Origin of the sequence: [Bacillus] enclensis, assembly GCF_001456935.1 — a bacterium.
In the GTDB taxonomy this organism is placed as follows: Bacteria; Bacillota; Bacilli; order Bacillales; family Bacillaceae_B; genus Rossellomorea; species Rossellomorea enclensis.
Window position 1 is genome coordinate 30,463 of the sequence record NZ_KQ758483.1, and the last position, 15,567, is coordinate 46,029.

At 44.7% G+C, this 15,567-nt stretch carries 15 protein-coding genes; 11 read left to right on the top strand and 4 right to left on the bottom strand.

Annotated features, from left to right (window positions below; translation table 11 throughout):
* The first annotated feature begins 80 nt into the window (after nucleotides 1-80).
* Entirely contained in the window at nucleotides 81-479 is a 399-nt protein-coding gene (locus AS034_RS07925) for a YhcU family protein (protein WP_231938024.1), read from the top strand.
* Between the two features lie 469 nt (nucleotides 480-948).
* Here AS034_RS07925 and AS034_RS07935 read toward each other — a convergent pair whose 3' ends face one another.
* Complete coding sequence (locus tag AS034_RS07935; RefSeq protein ID WP_058298130.1) at nucleotides 949-1,416, bottom strand: thioredoxin family protein; 468 nt, start codon at nucleotides 1,414-1,416, stop codon at nucleotides 949-951.
* A 1-nt stretch (nucleotide 1,417) separates the two neighbouring features.
* A complete protein-coding gene (locus AS034_RS07940) occupies nucleotides 1,418-1,843 on the bottom strand; it encodes a disulfide oxidoreductase (RefSeq protein ID WP_032089339.1) in 426 nt (141 codons plus the stop codon).
* A gap of 292 nt (nucleotides 1,844-2,135) precedes the next feature.
* Here AS034_RS07940 and AS034_RS07945 point away from each other — a divergent pair, with 292 nt between their 5' ends.
* From AS034_RS07945 to AS034_RS07970, 6 genes are all read left to right on the top strand, one after another.
* The gene (locus AS034_RS07945) at nucleotides 2,136-3,677 is read left to right on the top strand and encodes a bifunctional GNAT family N-acetyltransferase/carbon-nitrogen hydrolase family protein (RefSeq protein WP_058298131.1); all 1,542 of its coding nucleotides are present in this window, start codon (nucleotides 2,136-2,138) and stop codon (nucleotides 3,675-3,677) included.
* Between the two features lie 555 nt (nucleotides 3,678-4,232).
* Complete coding sequence (locus AS034_RS07950) at nucleotides 4,233-5,966, top strand: phospho-sugar mutase (RefSeq protein ID WP_058298132.1); 1,734 nt, start codon at nucleotides 4,233-4,235, stop codon at nucleotides 5,964-5,966.
* 134 nt (nucleotides 5,967-6,100) lie between these two features.
* The gene (locus AS034_RS07955) at nucleotides 6,101-6,823 is read left to right on the top strand and encodes an SDR family oxidoreductase (protein WP_058298133.1); all 723 of its coding nucleotides are present in this window, start codon (nucleotides 6,101-6,103) and stop codon (nucleotides 6,821-6,823) included.
* A gap of 644 nt (nucleotides 6,824-7,467) precedes the next feature.
* On the top strand, nucleotides 7,468-8,583 hold the full coding sequence (locus AS034_RS07960) for a GAF domain-containing sensor histidine kinase (protein ID WP_058298134.1): 1,116 nt from the start codon (nucleotides 7,468-7,470) through the stop codon (nucleotides 8,581-8,583).
* An 11-nt stretch (nucleotides 8,584-8,594) separates the two neighbouring features.
* The gene (locus AS034_RS07965; RefSeq protein ID WP_058298135.1) at nucleotides 8,595-9,230 is read left to right on the top strand and encodes a response regulator; all 636 of its coding nucleotides are present in this window, start codon (nucleotides 8,595-8,597) and stop codon (nucleotides 9,228-9,230) included.
* Nucleotides 9,231-9,250: 20 nt separating this feature from the next.
* Nucleotides 9,251-9,796 (top strand): NADPH-dependent FMN reductase, encoded by a 546-nt coding sequence (locus AS034_RS07970; protein ID WP_058298136.1) that lies wholly within the window; start codon nucleotides 9,251-9,253, stop codon nucleotides 9,794-9,796.
* A gap of 117 nt (nucleotides 9,797-9,913) precedes the next feature.
* Here AS034_RS07970 and AS034_RS07975 read toward each other — a convergent pair whose 3' ends face one another.
* Nucleotides 9,914-10,168 (bottom strand): YhdB family protein, encoded by a 255-nt coding sequence (locus AS034_RS07975; RefSeq protein ID WP_058298714.1) that lies wholly within the window; start codon nucleotides 10,166-10,168, stop codon nucleotides 9,914-9,916.
* Between the two features lie 171 nt (nucleotides 10,169-10,339).
* Here AS034_RS07975 and AS034_RS07980 point away from each other — a divergent pair, with 171 nt between their 5' ends.
* The 4 genes from AS034_RS07980 (at nucleotide 10,340) to AS034_RS07995 (ending at nucleotide 14,332) form a co-directional block, all read left to right on the top strand.
* Nucleotides 10,340-10,657: a DUF3889 domain-containing protein gene (locus tag AS034_RS07980; RefSeq protein ID WP_058298137.1), complete on the top strand. Its 318-nt coding sequence runs from the start codon at nucleotides 10,340-10,342 to the stop codon at nucleotides 10,655-10,657.
* A 209-nt stretch (nucleotides 10,658-10,866) separates the two neighbouring features.
* On the top strand, nucleotides 10,867-12,048 hold the full coding sequence (locus AS034_RS07985) for an MFS transporter (protein ID WP_058298138.1): 1,182 nt from the start codon (nucleotides 10,867-10,869) through the stop codon (nucleotides 12,046-12,048).
* Nucleotides 12,049-12,466: 418 nt separating this feature from the next.
* Nucleotides 12,467-13,879: a SpoVR family protein gene (locus AS034_RS07990; protein ID WP_058298139.1), complete on the top strand. Its 1,413-nt coding sequence runs from the start codon at nucleotides 12,467-12,469 to the stop codon at nucleotides 13,877-13,879.
* 108 nt (nucleotides 13,880-13,987) lie between these two features.
* Nucleotides 13,988-14,332, top strand: coding sequence for a hypothetical protein (locus tag AS034_RS07995; protein WP_058298140.1), 345 nt, complete (start codon nucleotides 13,988-13,990; stop codon nucleotides 14,330-14,332).
* Nucleotides 14,333-14,779: 447 nt separating this feature from the next.
* Here AS034_RS07995 and AS034_RS08000 read toward each other — a convergent pair whose 3' ends face one another.
* Nucleotides 14,780-15,412 carry a YczE/YyaS/YitT family protein gene (locus AS034_RS08000; protein WP_058298141.1) on the bottom strand — a complete coding sequence of 211 codons (633 nt, stop codon included), beginning with the start codon at nucleotides 15,410-15,412 and terminating at the stop codon, nucleotides 14,780-14,782.
* Nucleotides 15,413-15,567 lie beyond the last annotated feature (155 nt).

Below are 15,567 nucleotides of genomic sequence, written 5' to 3' on the forward strand. Positions count from 1 at the left end.
CACACTTGAGGGTAGTTATCTATGTTATCCTAGATGTATCTATTACAGAGAGATTACAAGCATTACAAAGGTGGGTTATGATGGTGAAGGTTTTACTGGCTTCAACACATGAACAAGATACGAAAATCCAGGAATTAATCAATCATATGTATTGTACTATTTTCCCTGATTATTTCACAGACGAAGAAATTGAGCAATTTGAAAACATGGAAATCTTACATACGGCAAATAGAAACTTTGAATACTGCGGGACATTGAAGGAAGCGTTTCAGGTGATTTCCTGTCTACAGACACTGATCTCAATTGTTGAATGCGGTGTGAGGGATGAGGTCTATGAGGAAATGTTTTATCATAATGTCCAAATCCTGCAAGGGTTCGGGCTCTTCTTCCCATTGTCCTTCGATCAATTCACGGACGAATCAGAGTGCAGACATTCATTAAGTGTGTATTCAAAGGCGGCCAATCAGCTTTTAATTTAGTGATTGTTTGGAAAATTAGATAAATGCGGTTTATTTGCAGTTGAGGGGGGAATATATCAAGTAATTAATTTTATTGAGGATACAGCGTATCTTCTCTTGAAATTCCTCCTCATTGATGGGACTGACGGCGGCGTCGGTCCCTATTTTTTGTGGTTTGGACGCTGCTGGTGGTTTCCGTGCAAGACTTCGCTTTCCGCGGGTGACTCGTGAGCTCCTTAATGATGGAGGAACTGTCCAGCTGCAGGGCTTAGAGGCACATGTCATAAGCCAAACCGACCAAGAAGGCAAAGAACGCCTTCAAGGCCGATTCGACTTATGCCACACGCCTCTGAACAAAGCCCTTCCGCATTTCTGATAGGAGTCTTCGTCTTGCCCTCCAACCACCAGCAGGATCCGTTTGAAATCTGCTTCTTCCAAAAAAACAGTCCTTCATCACTGGAATGTTCCAGGATGAAAGACTGTAAATGAACTATTTTACATTCTTATCAAAGAAGTTTCTGTAGACTTCTTCAGGCTGGCTGCCGACGAGGCGGTCCACTTCTTTCCCGTTTTCGAAGTGAACAAGGGTAGGGGTGGCTTCGATTTGGTAGTCTGTCCAGCCTTGTTCGAACTCAAGCACATTGTATTGAACCATATCAACTCCCATATCTTCTGCGAGCGGAGCAAGTATAGGGGTCGTTTTCTTACAGTGCGGACATGTGGAACTGTAAAAGTACACCGTTACATCTTCTTTCTCCCCGAGCTTCTTTTCAAGCTCTTCAGGAAGGATGACATTCTGATAGTTTGGGTCATCCAGAAGATCTACTGTGGCAGGGTCGAGGTCATCTTTTTTAAATTTATTTCCTTCTGCTTTTTGACTGTTCTGAATGTTGGTCACGATTGCGATTGCCGCGAACAGACCGACGACAATGGCCAGGAATATAATGATTTTTTTCAATTTACTGGTCCTCCTTGATTGCTTTTAGCGTTAACAGGCTTGAGATGAAAATGATGATAAACCCTGTCAGTGCGAGGAATGGAATCGTGATGAACCCCATCCAGTTTATGTATTCTCCTGTGCATGGTACACGGCCGCATGACGGGGCGTTTTCTGATAGGAACGATAGTTTTTGCAGTGAATAATGATAAATGGATACGGCAAGTCCGATCCCGGAAAGAATCAAAGAATATAATGCTGCATTAAAGTCCTTCCGCACATACGCCACCCCTAAAAGGATGACCATCGGATACATCAGAATCCGCTGATACCAGCATAACTCACATGGCTCATATTTCATCACTTCAGAAAAAAACAAGCTGCCGAGCGCAGCGACGAGTGAGGCTGCCCATCCTGTGAAAAGGAGGGAATCTGCTTTTTTATTCATAGAAATATCCTCTCTCTTAACGTATTTTCATTATTTATTATAACGGTTAATCCTTCATCCCTGTTAGAGGATTTTTAAGGGTTCCAAGTTCCCCGCTATTATATAGTAAGTGGAATGATCTTTTGGAGCAAATCTTTTGCGCATCCATGATTCAAAATCCTATTATATTCTTTCTGCCTTTTGGTAAAATGAAAAAGGATAAAAATCAAACTTTGCTTGCGGGGACTCATGAACTTCGTTTCCCGCGCGCATGATAAGGGTATAACAACAGCGTACTGAAGGAGTGATTGATATGGCAGAAAAATTGGATTTATCCCAATTTGAGAAGAAAATGATCATACGTCCTATGGAGCATAAGGACATTCAACATATAATCAAGATGCAGGAGGTCTGTTTTCCCGGCATGGAGCCGTGGAAGGTTGCGCACCTTGAAAGTCATTTAGAAGTATTTCCCGATGGCCAGCTTGTGGCGGAACTCGATGGTGATATCATCGGCTCATGCTCAAGTTTAATCATCAATTTTGATGAATATGATGACCGTCATACATGGGATGATGTTACAGACAACGGGTACATAACCAACCATAATCCCGACGGTTACAATCTATACGGAATCGAAGTGATGGTCCATCCGGATTACAGGAGGATGAAAGTCGGGCACCGCCTCTATGAAGCCCGAAAGGACCTTGCCCGTCAATGGAATTTAAAGAGCATCATCATCGGAGGAAGGATCCCGAATTACTATAAGCACTCGGACGAAATGTCACCGAGGGAATATGTGGATGCGGTAGGACGCCACAAAATTTATGACCCTGTACTGTCTTTCCAGCTGCTTAATGGATTCACTTTGATGAGGATCAATCCGAACTACCTTCCTGATGACAAGAGATCGCAAAAATATGCGACATTGATGGAATGGAATAATGTCGATTACCGCCCATCAAGCAAGCGTCACTTCAAAACGAGCTACCCTGTCCGGATTTGCGTCGTGCAATATATGATGAGGAAAATCAACTCATTTGAAGAATTTGCGAATCAGGTTGAGTATTTTACCGACGTAGCTTCGGATGCGAAGTCAGATTTCGTGGTGTTCCCTGAGATTTTCACCACTCAGCTCATGTCTTTCTTAAACATCAAATCACCAAGCCTAGCGGTGAGGAAGCTGACTGATTTCACGGAAGAGTACATTGAACTCTTCACAGACTTGGCGGTCCGATACAATGTCAATATCATCGGCGGATCCCATTTTGTGAAAGAAGAGGATGACGAGATCTATAATATCGCCTATCTCTTCCGCCGTGACGGGACAATCGAGAAGCAGTATAAGATCCATATTACACCGAATGAGCGGAAATGGTGGGGGATCAGCCCTGGTGATTCAGTGAGGGTGTTCGATACCGACTGCGGAAAGATTGCCATTCAGATTTGCTATGATATCGAATTCCCTGAGCTTGCCCGCATTGCAACGGACAAAGGAGCCAAAATCATCTTCACGCCATTCTGTACGGAAGACCGTCAAGGCTATCTCCGCGTAAGGTACTGTGCTCAGGCACGCGCGGTTGAAAACCAGATTTACACGGTCATTTCCGGTACAGTCGGAAATCTTCCGCAGACGGAGAATATGGATATTCAATATGCCCAATCAGGAATCTTTGCACCGTCTGACTTCGAATTTGCCCGGGATGGAATCGTAGGGGAGACGAACCCGAACATCGAGATGGTCATGATCGGGGACGTCGATCTGGAAGTACTCCGCCGCCAGCGCCAATCCGGCACAGTAAGACAGTTAAAAGACCGCCGCCATGATGTGTACGGTGTGAATTATAAGAAATAGAATATGATCGCAGGAAAAAGTGTTTTAGCCTAAGTAAAACCCGAATTAATTCGCCTTCTGGCTGGCAAATTAGTTCGGGTTTTTTTGTTTTGAATATTAGATGTTTCCAGCGGTTGATTGGAGGGCAAGGCGAAAACTCCTGCGGGAAGTGTAGCTAATGGGAGACCTGTCCAGCTTCAGGGCTTAGAGGCATATACCATAAGTCAACTCGTCCAATAAGGCAAAGATCTCCTTCGTGGCCGATTCGCCTTATGCCACACGCCTCTGACCAAAGCCCTTCCGCTTTTCTTACCGCAGGAACGAATGTGACGAGGAGGCTCACGGGCTACCCGCGGAAAGCGGAGTCTTGCACGGAAATCATTAGCGGAGTAAAGGAAAGAAATTTAAAGATTATTTTAAGATTGTTCCAAACTCTTTTTTTTCTGCATGCACAAAAGTGATATTATGCTAAAATAAGAACGGTTACATTCTGTCGGATTGTGACGGAAGGTTTTAAAAGGAATCCGGGTATCTTAGATAGAACTATTTATTATACAGCTTTAGGAGGGGATCGCAATGAATTGGCAATCAGCTTGGAAAAAGTGGAGTGACTACGTACATATTGATCAAGAGATCAACGAACAATTAGGTTCATTGAAGGATGATGAAAAGGCATTGGAAGATGCTTTCTATAAAAATCTTGAATTCGGTACTGGCGGAATGAGAGGGGAAATCGGCCCCGGGACCAATCGCATGAATATCTATACGGTGCGTAAAGCCTCTGAAGGCATGGCACGATTCATTGAACAGGAAGGGGATGGCGCGAAACGAAGAGGTGTGGCAATCGCCTATGATTCGCGTCATAAATCACCCGAGTTTGCAATGGAGGCAGCGAAGACGCTTGCGACCCACGGCATTCAAACCTATGTATTCGATGAACTTGCTCCTACACCGGAGCTGTCTTTTGCTCTCAGATATTTAAACGCATTCTCCGGTATCGTCGTGACAGCAAGCCACAACCCGCCGGAATATAATGGTTATAAGGTGTATGGTGAAGATGGGGCTCAGCTTCCTCCTCATATCGCTGATGCCGTGATCGGAAAAGTAAATGAAGTGCAAAATGAACTCGAAATTGACGTGAAATCAGAAGAAGAACTGAAGTCCCAAGGGTTGATTAAGATGATCGGGGAGGAAATCCATCAGTCGTATCTTGACCATCTGATTTCCATTTCTGAAACACCGCAGATCAGTAAGGAAGTCGATTTGAAGATAGTTTTCTCCCCACTGCACGGGACAGCCTTGAAGATGGCAGAAAGAGGGTTGACTGCACTTGGGTATGAACACATCCATATCGTCAAAGAACAGGCTGAGCCCGATCCGGAGTTTTCAACGGTTAAATCTCCCAACCCGGAAGATAAAGAGGCATTCGAACTGGCCATTCGTGACGGTAAAGAAATCGATGCCGATATCCTGATTGCAACGGACCCTGACGCCGATCGTTTGGGTGTTGCCGTCAAAGGAAAAGACGGGGATTACGTGCTGCTGACCGGGAACCAGACCGGGGCTGTCCTCATGGACTACATCCTTTCCCGCAAACAGGAAAAAGGCATGATCCCTGATAACGGACGTGTGTTCAAAACAATTGTTACCTCCGAGCTTGGGAGAGAAGTGGCCGAACACTACGGTGCTTCCGTAGAAGATGTCCTCACTGGATTCAAATTTATCGGTGAGAAGATCAAGCAGTATGAAGAAAGCGGGGAATATACATTCCTATTTGGATATGAAGAAAGCTACGGCTATCTGATCGGTGATTTCGCCCGTGATAAGGACGCGGTCCAGGCCGTATTGATGGCTGCAGAAGCGGCTGCTTATTATAAGAAACAAGGCAAGTCCTTATACGATGTCCTAAATGATTTGTATGAGCGTCATGGTTATTATCAAGAAGGACTGAAGAGTCTGACTTTGAAAGGAAAAGAAGGCGCCGAGCAGATCCAGGGCATCCTGAAAAAGTTCAGGGATGAGCCGCTTGATGAAGTGGCGGGTCTTAAAGTGGTATCGGCGGAAGATTATCAAACACAGCAAAAAGTGGAATTGGCCACAGGTGTAAAAACAGCCATTACCCTGCCGGCTTCCAATGTCTTAAAATATTTCCTTGAAGACGGTTCCTGGGTCTGCCTTCGCCCATCAGGGACAGAACCGAAAATCAAATTCTACTTCAGTGTGATCGGGAAAACCCAGGAGGAAAGCGATAAGAAATTAACCTCCCTGACAGAAGATCTTATGAAAAAAGTAGAAAGCTTCATTCAATAATAAATTCGCCCGCTCCTTCCTGCCCGAAAGCAGTGAGGGGCGGGCCTGTTTCACGGCTGTGAGTATACAATTGCCGCGGGAAGAAATGCTGGGCATATAGACAGCTGACAACTTAGTTAAAAGGAGAATGCAGGATGTTAAAGGATCAAATTGCAATCATAACAGGAGCTTCAAGAGGGATAGGGCGCGAAATCGCGCAGCAGTTTTCAAAAGAAAATACAAAGCTCTCGCTTGTTGGAAGTTCCAAAGAAATACATAAAACAGCTGGGGAGCTTAAAGAAAACGGTTTTGAACATGTGATATCCATTCAAGCGTATGTGTCGAAAGAAGACGATGTAAAAAAAATCGTCGATGAAACTCTTTCTGCATACGGAAGAATCGATATTTTAGTCAATAACGCAGGCGTCGGGTTCTTCAAGCCGACTGAAGAAGTGACTGCTGCCGAATGGAAGAACATTTTTGATGTGAACGTACAGGGTGTCTTCCTTTGCTCAAAAGCTGTTCTGCCGCATATGAAGGAACAAAAATTCGGAACAATCATTACGATTTCTTCCGATGTTGCCCGCTATACAATCCCAAATGGTTCTGCCTATGTGGCCACTAAATATGCAGTCCAGGGCTTCTGCGGTTCGCTTGCCCAGGAAGTGAGGGAATATGGAATCAGGGTCGGAACGATCAACCCGGGGATGGTCGATACGTACTTTGCAGACTCGCAGCAGGGACTTCCGGAGAAAGAAGACTGGCTGAAGGTGGAGGACATCGCTAAGTCGGTCATTTACATGGCTTCCGCACCGAAACATATGCTGATCGATGAAATCAAGATCCATCCATTTGCACAGGACTATCCAATAGCGTAACAGGGAAAAAGGGGGGCGGCTGCTCCCCTCTTTTTCATGTAACGGAGAGTGAATGGTTTTCCATAGATGTTGATGAAAGCAGCTGTTTGCCCGATGAAATTCCTTTTTTATCTTGAATCCAATAATATCAGGGGACACGTACATTGCCCGGAGCTGTGCCTTTGTAGATTAGAATGATTATCAAAAGATCATATAATTCGAAAATGGATCATATTTTTCCGGAATGGATCATAAATCCTGAAACAGGCGCGTATTTTTTGTCGAATGGATCATAAATTCCTGAAATGGATCATAAATGGTTTCTGCCATCATGTTCAATCAATAAAAGCCTGTCTGTCAGCGACCATTAAAATACGGGCTCTAAGATAAAAAACGGACTAAAACGATCAAATATTGTCAGTAAACGAGAAAAATACATCTAAAAAGGGCAGATACCGGTGATCAGAGCCTGTTCAATTCCATTTTGTGAATGGGCCACGGTACCTGTCCCCCTGGCTCACCCGCCCTGGCTCATAAACAGCCGAAAACGAAACGAACGGATGTTTTCAGTCAAAAGTCGTACAAAAATTCCTTCTTTCTTAGAATATCGGATTCCGAACAAAGCTGTATAATGATAGTAAGAGACAAGAGAGGACGATGCAGGGATGAATGAGGAGGCACTTTCAAACATCGAGCTTTTGAAAGAAATTGCCGAGTTTTTGAATAATGAAACGGAACAGTGTGATATGCTCCACGGGGCTTTGAAAAAATTGATCAAGGGCACCAGTTTTACGACGGGGTGGATCTTTTTTATAGAGGAAGGCGGGAAGCATCAGCTTGCTTCTTATGAAGATCTTCCGGAATCTCTTGAGAACAATGGCTGCGAACTGATGCATAATGGCGGATGCTGGTGTGTCAATCGTTTCCGCCAAGGGAAGCTTACAAAAGCTTCGAATATCATTGAATGTCAAAGGATCGAAAAAGCCATCGACGAAAAAAGGGGAGAAACCGACGGTATCACGTACCATGCTACCGTCCCGCTTTCGTCAGGTGATGAGGCTTACGGATTGCTGAATGTTGCGGCACCGAATAAGACCCATTTTTCCAAGGATGAATTAGCCTTGCTGGAATCCGTCGCTTTTCAGATAGGATCGGCAATCAAACGGATCGCCCTGACAAAAAAAGAACAGGAAATCGCATTGCTTGCCGAGCGGAACAGGCTGGCGAGGGATCTTCATGATTCCGTTAATCAGTTATTATTCTCCCTTACACTTACGGCTAGAGGCGGGGTGGAAATGACCTCAGAGGAACAAGTGAAGGAAACGTTTCAAACCGTCCAGACCCTTGCGCAGGAAGCATTATCTGAAATGAGGGCGCTGATCTGGCAGCTGCGGCCCCACGGCCTTGAAAACGGACTGGTGGAAGCAGTAAAAGGATATTCCGATATGCTTGGCCTGACTCTTGAAGCAAAAGTGGAAGGCGTCATTTCCTTAAGTTCAAAAGTGGAAGAGGTTCTCTGGAGGGTGAGTCAGGAGGCACTGAATAACTGTAAGAAGCATGCAGGCGTAAATACAATCCACTATCTTCTAAAAGATGATGGTAAAAAAGTTTCCCTTTTGATCCAGGATAAGGGGGACGGTTTTCAGTACGATGAGGCACAGCCGCTCCCTTCCATCGGGATCGAAAGCATGAAAGAGCGGGTGAAAAGCCTGGGCGGGACGTTTCTAATGAAAAGTGCCCTCGGGAAAGGTACAAAATTAACGGCGGAAATTCCGTACTAGGAGGACCGGGTATGTCGATTAGGATTTTGATTGCAGATGATCATCATGTAGTGAGAAGGGGACTTGTCTTCTTTTTAAAAACACAAAAAGATATAGAAATCGCAGGGGAAGCAAAAAATGGCGCTGAAGCCGTTCAGTTGGCAGAAAGGCTGAAGCCAGACCTGATCTTGATGGATCTCATGATGCCGGTCATGGATGGAATCGAAGCGACGAAGGAAATCAAAAAGAAGCATGGGGACGCTATCCAAATCCTGATGCTTACGAGTTTTTCAGATCAAAATCATGTGATACCGGCAATCGAAGCTGGAGCCGCCGGTTATCAGTTGAAGGATATCGAACCTGATGAACTCGTCGCAAGTATCCGGAAGCTGTTGTCGGGGGAAAACTCCCTTCATCCGAAAGCAACCAATCATTTGCTGACAAGGATTTCGAAACAGGATCCCCCTCATAAAATCCATGCTCTTACAAAAAGGGAAAAAGATGTTTTGGCCGAGTTGACAAAGGGGAAAAGTAATAAGGAAATTGCTTCAAGCCTGTTCATTACGGAGAAAACGGTTAAGACCCATATCTCCAACATATTCTCGAAACTTGAAGTATCCGATCGAACACAAGCGGCACTTTATGCTGTGAAACATAATCTTGCTTGAAAAGAAAGGACGTTTTGAACATGGACATCGTGATTATCAACGGAAGTCCCAGGAAAAAGGGGCGCACCGGAATTGCATCCCGCCATATCGGGAGGACATACGGCGCAGAGGTGATTGATCTCAGTGACGGCACGCTGCCTCTTTATACGGGGGAACAGGACCAGGCTGAACTTCAATCCGTACAGAACTTGAAAAAAAAAGTGAAAAGAGCAGATGCTGTCATTTTAGCTTCCCCTGAATATCACAGCGGTATGAGTGGAGCATTAAAGAACGCCTTGGATTTTCTCAGCAGCGAACAATTTGCGCATAAGCCGGTGGCCCTGCTCTCATGTGCCGGGGGAGGGAAAGGCGGAATCAACTGCCTGAATAACCTGCGAATTGTCGCAAGGGGCGTTTATGCCAATGTCATCCCTAAACAGCTGGTACTGGATCCTCATTGTTTTGATTATGACAATGACGGCCTTCTGGATGATCCGGCAAAACTGGTGGATGATATGGTAAGGGAATTGAAAATTTATGTGAAAGCAGCGGAGATTGTAAAGTCTGAAACTGCAGCGGAACGATAGGAGTGATGGAAACCGGCAGCGCCGGTTTCTTTTTTATGGCATAATTCCGCTTCTTCAACCAAATACTAAAAGCTGATTCAGCAATGCTGAATCAGCGCGGTTAGGTGGAATTCTCGTTTACATCTCTGCAAATGTTTCCTCAAGTGGTTGCTCGACACTGAAGGTATAATTTGCATGTTCAATATATCGCAGTAATGTGTAAAGGTTCCGTTCAACAACGGTATAGTCCTTTGAAAAGTGATAGGCGTGCAGGAATTGTTCGATCCTCTTCGAAAGAAGGTCATCTTTCGTCCTTACCATCAGGATGAGCAGGTTGTCCCATTCTGAGCGGTGTGTGTAGTACAGGGCCCGGTCGTAATCGACTTTATTCACTTTGATATCCCTCCTTCTGAAGGGGGTAATCTTATTGTGTGACGAAACCTGGATTAATTCCGCTGAAAAACTTGGCACTCCCTGCTTCACTGACTTTCCTTCTATTGGGTGAATGAGTTTTGAATTTTTACATCATCCTAAGAAATGTAAGAAAATATTAGAGGTGATGATATGAAAAAGTTGTTGATGATACTGGTTCCTGTATTCTTTCTTTTCTTTTCAACCAATGTCCATGCACAGCAGCCGCAGCCTTCCGATTATGCGAAGTTCGGCCGTATAGCCACAGCAGTCATGAAGGAAGATTATCCAGGACAGCCATTGAAGGACTACCAATATCAAGGGCGTCAAAAAATTGATGAAAAAAGACTTGCCGATTACTTTGAATTCACTGTCCAGGAAAACAATCAGGAAAAAACGGTCATCGTCAAGGTGATTCATGACCTGGCTAATGAAAAGACGTTGAATATTGCTGTAGAAGAGAAAAAATGAATGAACAGATGAACAGATGACTGACTCGGCTTGAGTCAGTTTTTTATTTGTTGGGGGCGTTTTCGCCGGTAAGTAAAAATTATCCGCTGATTCAGTGTCCCCCGTCAGAATTATTTGATAAAATGAATGTATTCAAAAAAGAAGGGAGCCATTATCCAATGTGATTTGTCTTTTACCTTTACACTAATTGAATAGAAGGAGGAAAAGACATGGCTTCTAAATCTTTTCGGCATCTCTGGGTAGGCCAGGCACTTGCGAATATAGGGGATATCGTATACATTGTGGCATTGATCTCCCTGATTCATAAGATAACCGGGTCACCTTTATTTCTGACTGCGGTGCCGCTGGTCATCACGTTTTCCAGATTCATCAGCAGTGTGGCGGCTCCGCTTTTAATGAACCGGACACAAATGAAATCCTTGATTGCGTATTCACAGCTTGCGAAGACGGTGCTGCTTATTCTTTTTTTGCTATGCGTTTTATTTTCAATCGGCAATGTGTGGGTATATCTGGGTGTTGCAAGCATGATTTCCTTTTTGGACGGCTGGGCACTTCCCGCAAGGAACGCCTATGTCCCATTCATTGTTAAACGCGAAGAATTGATGGGGGCCAATGGTTTTTTATCGACTGTTGATCAATCCATTCAATTTTCGAGCTGGGCTATCGGGGGACTCCTGTTAACCCTCTTAAATGAAAGCCTTTTGTTCGTGCTGGTCATCCTTCTGTTTCTGATCAGTACGCTTTATATGCTGAAGCTGCCCGTCATTCCGGGTACCACACTAAAGCAAAAGAAACATTGGTGGAAACAAATCGGGGAAGGCTGGTCTGAGGTGAAGAGGAATGGCAGGCTAAGGAGCATATTCTTCATTTACGGTTTGGAATCGGCGGCCGGAACGGTGTGGATAGCTGCAGTACTTTATCTGTATGTTGACATTGTCCTCAGTCGTAATGAATCTTGGTGGGGATTCATCAACAGCAGCTTTTTCGCAGGACTTGTGATTGCATCTTATTTAGTGTTTAAACTGCACGGCTTGTTTTCACGGAGGAGATCTGTGTGGCTGCCCTTATGCATGGTCATGACCTCGCTGGTTACGCTTATCTTCGCCTGGAACCAGTCTGCCTTGTTTGCACTGATCCTGTCGGTGATTTTCGGTGCATTCGATCAAGTGAAAACCATCATCCTGCAAACCTGCTTGCAGGAAACTGCGTCCCATGAGGAAATAGGAAAAGTTTACGCTGCACAAGGTGCATTGACGACACTGATATTCGGTCTCTCATCCTTGGGAGTCGGATTGCTCCTTGAGGTCACTACCGTCCAGATCATTTTCACCATCTCGGCACTACTGCTGATGATGACCCTGATCCCGATAGTATCTCTAAAAAAAGCATAAATAAGAAGAGGGCTGCATTCGATTATTGAAAACGGATGCAGCTTTTTTTACGAAGTCATCTTATTTGTTATACCAGGTTCCAGCAATTGATTGGAGTGGAAGACGAAGACTCCTATTAGAAATGCGGAAGGGCTTTGTTCAGAGGCGTGTGGCATAAATCGAATCGGCCTTGAAGGCGTTCTTTGCCTTCTTGGTCGGTTTGGCTTATGACATGTGCCTCTAAGCCCTGCAGCTGGACAGTTCCTCCTTCATTAAGGAGGCTCACGAGTCACCCGCGGAAAGCGAAGTCTTCCACGGAAATCAAATGCGGTATTATGAGGACTCAAAATAAAATTGACTTCTATCTTAATGAGAACAGACTCATGAATCACTCTCCCCTCTCATACATTGTGATAAGAGTAAAAAGAGGGGGATGACCATGAACCTAGAGGAACAAAAGCAATTGCAGAACGCAATTGGCGAAATAACCGAAATAGCTGCCGGATTCGGACTCGACTTTTATCCGATGAGATATGAAATCTGTCCCGCTGAAATCATTTATACATTTGGTGCGTATGGAATGCCGACCCGCTTCTCCCATTGGAGCTTCGGAAAGCAATTTCATAAAATGAAGCTTCAATACGATCTCGGACTCAGCAAAATTTATGAACTGGTCATCAATTCAGATCCATGCTACGCATTCCTGCTCGATTCAAACTCATTGATTCAGAATAAGTTGATCGTTGCCCATGTACTCGCACATTGTGATTTCTTTAAAAATAATGTGAGATTTCAAAATACAAAACGCGATATGGTGGAAAGCATGTCGGCGACAGCCGAACGTGTACGAAGATACGAAATCGAACATGGGAAACAGGAAGTGGAAAACTTCCTCGATGCCGTCCTTGCCATTGATGAACATATCGACCCTTCCCTTATGAGGCCCAAGCTTTCATGGACGATGGACGATGTGGAATGGGTGGAAGAAGAGGTAAACCCGGTCACACCATATGATGACCTGTGGTCGCTTGACGAGAAACCGAAAAAGCGTCAAACCAAAAAAGTGAAAAAGAAGTTTCCGCCCCAGCCGGAGAAGGATATCCTTCTTTTCATCGAGCAATACAGCCGGGAACTGTCGGATTGGCAAAGGGACATCCTCACGATGATGAGAGAAGAAATGCTCTATTTCTGGCCTCAGCTTGAAACCAAGATCATGAATGAAGGCTGGGCTTCTTATTGGCATCAGCGGATTATCAGGGAAATGGACCTGACAAGCGGAGAGGCAATTGAATTTGCCAAGCTGAATGCAGGGGTGGTACAGCCATCGCGGACGGGAATAAATCCATACTACCTGGGATTGAAAATTTTTGAAGATATCGAAGAGCGCTATGATAATCCGACCGAGGAAATGATAAAACGGGGTGTAAAACCAGGATCCGGACGGGATAAAATGTTCGAAGTGAGGGAAATCGAATCGGATATCTCCTTCTTACGCAATTATTTAACGAAGGATCTAGTGATGAGAGAAGATATGTATCTATTCCAGAAGCAGGGTAAGGATTATAAGATCGTTGATAAAGAGTGGACCGCGGTGAGGGATCAGCTTGTAAGTATGAGAGTAAACGGTGGTTTTCCGTATATTACCGTGACCGACGGTGATTACATGAAGAGCGGGGAACTTTATCTTAAACACTGGTTTGAGGATGTTGAGCTTGATATTAAATACCTTGAGAAAGTGCTTCCTTATATCCACCGCCTCTGGGGCAGACCTGTCCATATCGAAACACATGTGGAGAACCGGGATATGCTGTTCACTTATGACGGAAGGAGCGTTCAGAGGAAATATCTCTGAGCCGGATGAAAACCGATTCCTCCCCCGGGAATCGGTTTTTTCGGTTCTAAATCAAGTGGACAGCCCTATATATAGTAATAAACCAATTCTGGGTAAGGGGGAATCGATATGGCAGACGTGGAAGTATTCATTGGGGATCTTTCTGACGGGACTTTCCATTATGAAGGCGGGGACTGGAATCATAATTACCCAAAGCGGATAAGTAAATTCTTTCCGAAAGGGTATGAGTTGTTCTTTTCGGTGCTTGATGATATTTACTATAACCGGGTCGAAGGCAGGCAGACTGACTGGGGGAGCCACACGTGCCCGATGTATCCGAATGAAATTCTTTGCCTACTTGAGGATTATTATAAAAGGGATATGGATGATCCCAAGGTACAGGAGCTGTTTGAGTTCGTCAAACAGTTGGATCCTTACCGACAATACGGTTTGGTGGCATGTGAAATGACATAGAATCAAAGAGGTTGGGGCAAAACTTTCAAGCCAATGTCTATAGGCGAACATTTAGAGTGGACACTAAACAACGCTAATGATTTCCGTGCAAGAGTTCGCTTTCCGCGGGTAGCCCGTGAGCCTCCTCGGCAAGCCTGCGGGAAGAAAAGCGGAAGGGCTTTGTTCAGAGGCGGGTGGCATAAGGCGAATCGCCCACGAAGGCGTTCTTTGCCTTCTTGGGCGGTTTGACTTATGACATGTGCCTCTAAGCCCTGAAGCTAGACACGTCTCACATAAGCTACTCTTCCACCAGGAGTCTTCGCCTTGCACTCCAATCACCCGCTGAATGAGCTAATCCCTAAATGTATAATGAACAAATTAAAAACCCGAGCTAATTTGCCTCACCTCATGCAAATTAGTTCGGGTTTTGCGTAGACTAAATCACTTCTGTCACATCCTCTTTTTTCGTCATCCAGCCTTTCTGCGGGTTGGTTCATGAAACTTATTGTCCAGTACGGAAGTGAAGGAGAGAAAGGTTTTCTGGAAAATGGGACTCTGGATGAATGTATAGATGAATGTAAAGATAAAGACGGGACCTCCAAGCAGCAGTCCTATAACCAAGACTGAGCATTCGCATAGGATCCGCACTGTACTGATCGATAAACCGGTCCTGTCTGAAATTGTCAGCATGAACCCATCTCGCGGTCCCGTCCCGAGCTGCGCTGCTGAATATAATCCTCCCCCGATTCCCATCAGCACAATTGCTGCAAGGAGCAAGAAAACATCTGCAGCAGCATTTGTCTGCGGAGGTAGCAGATTGAAATGCAGAAAGAAATCCACAAGCACGCCCACCATGACTCCATTGATGATCGTCCCGAGACGGACGTACTTCCCTTTTAAGAGAAGGGTGCCGAGAATCATGGCCGCACCTATGATGATATTCCATGTCCCGATTGTAAGTCCGATTTTTTCGAACAGGGCGATATTCAATACATCCCAGGGGTGGATCCCTAAGTATTGCACTTTGATGGACATACTGATGCCGTAGCTGAAAATGAGTAATCCAATGATAAAATAACCCAATTGCCAATAGATTTTCATAGCTTCTCCTTTTCAATAAAACAATCTCACTATACAATATTTTACACCTGAATCAATTATGTAGAAACAGTCAGTTTTCACTGTTTTATCCAAATGGAGAGCATTTTGTAACAGGTTCTAATTACAGCTATTGATTTCGTGGAAGACTTCTTTTC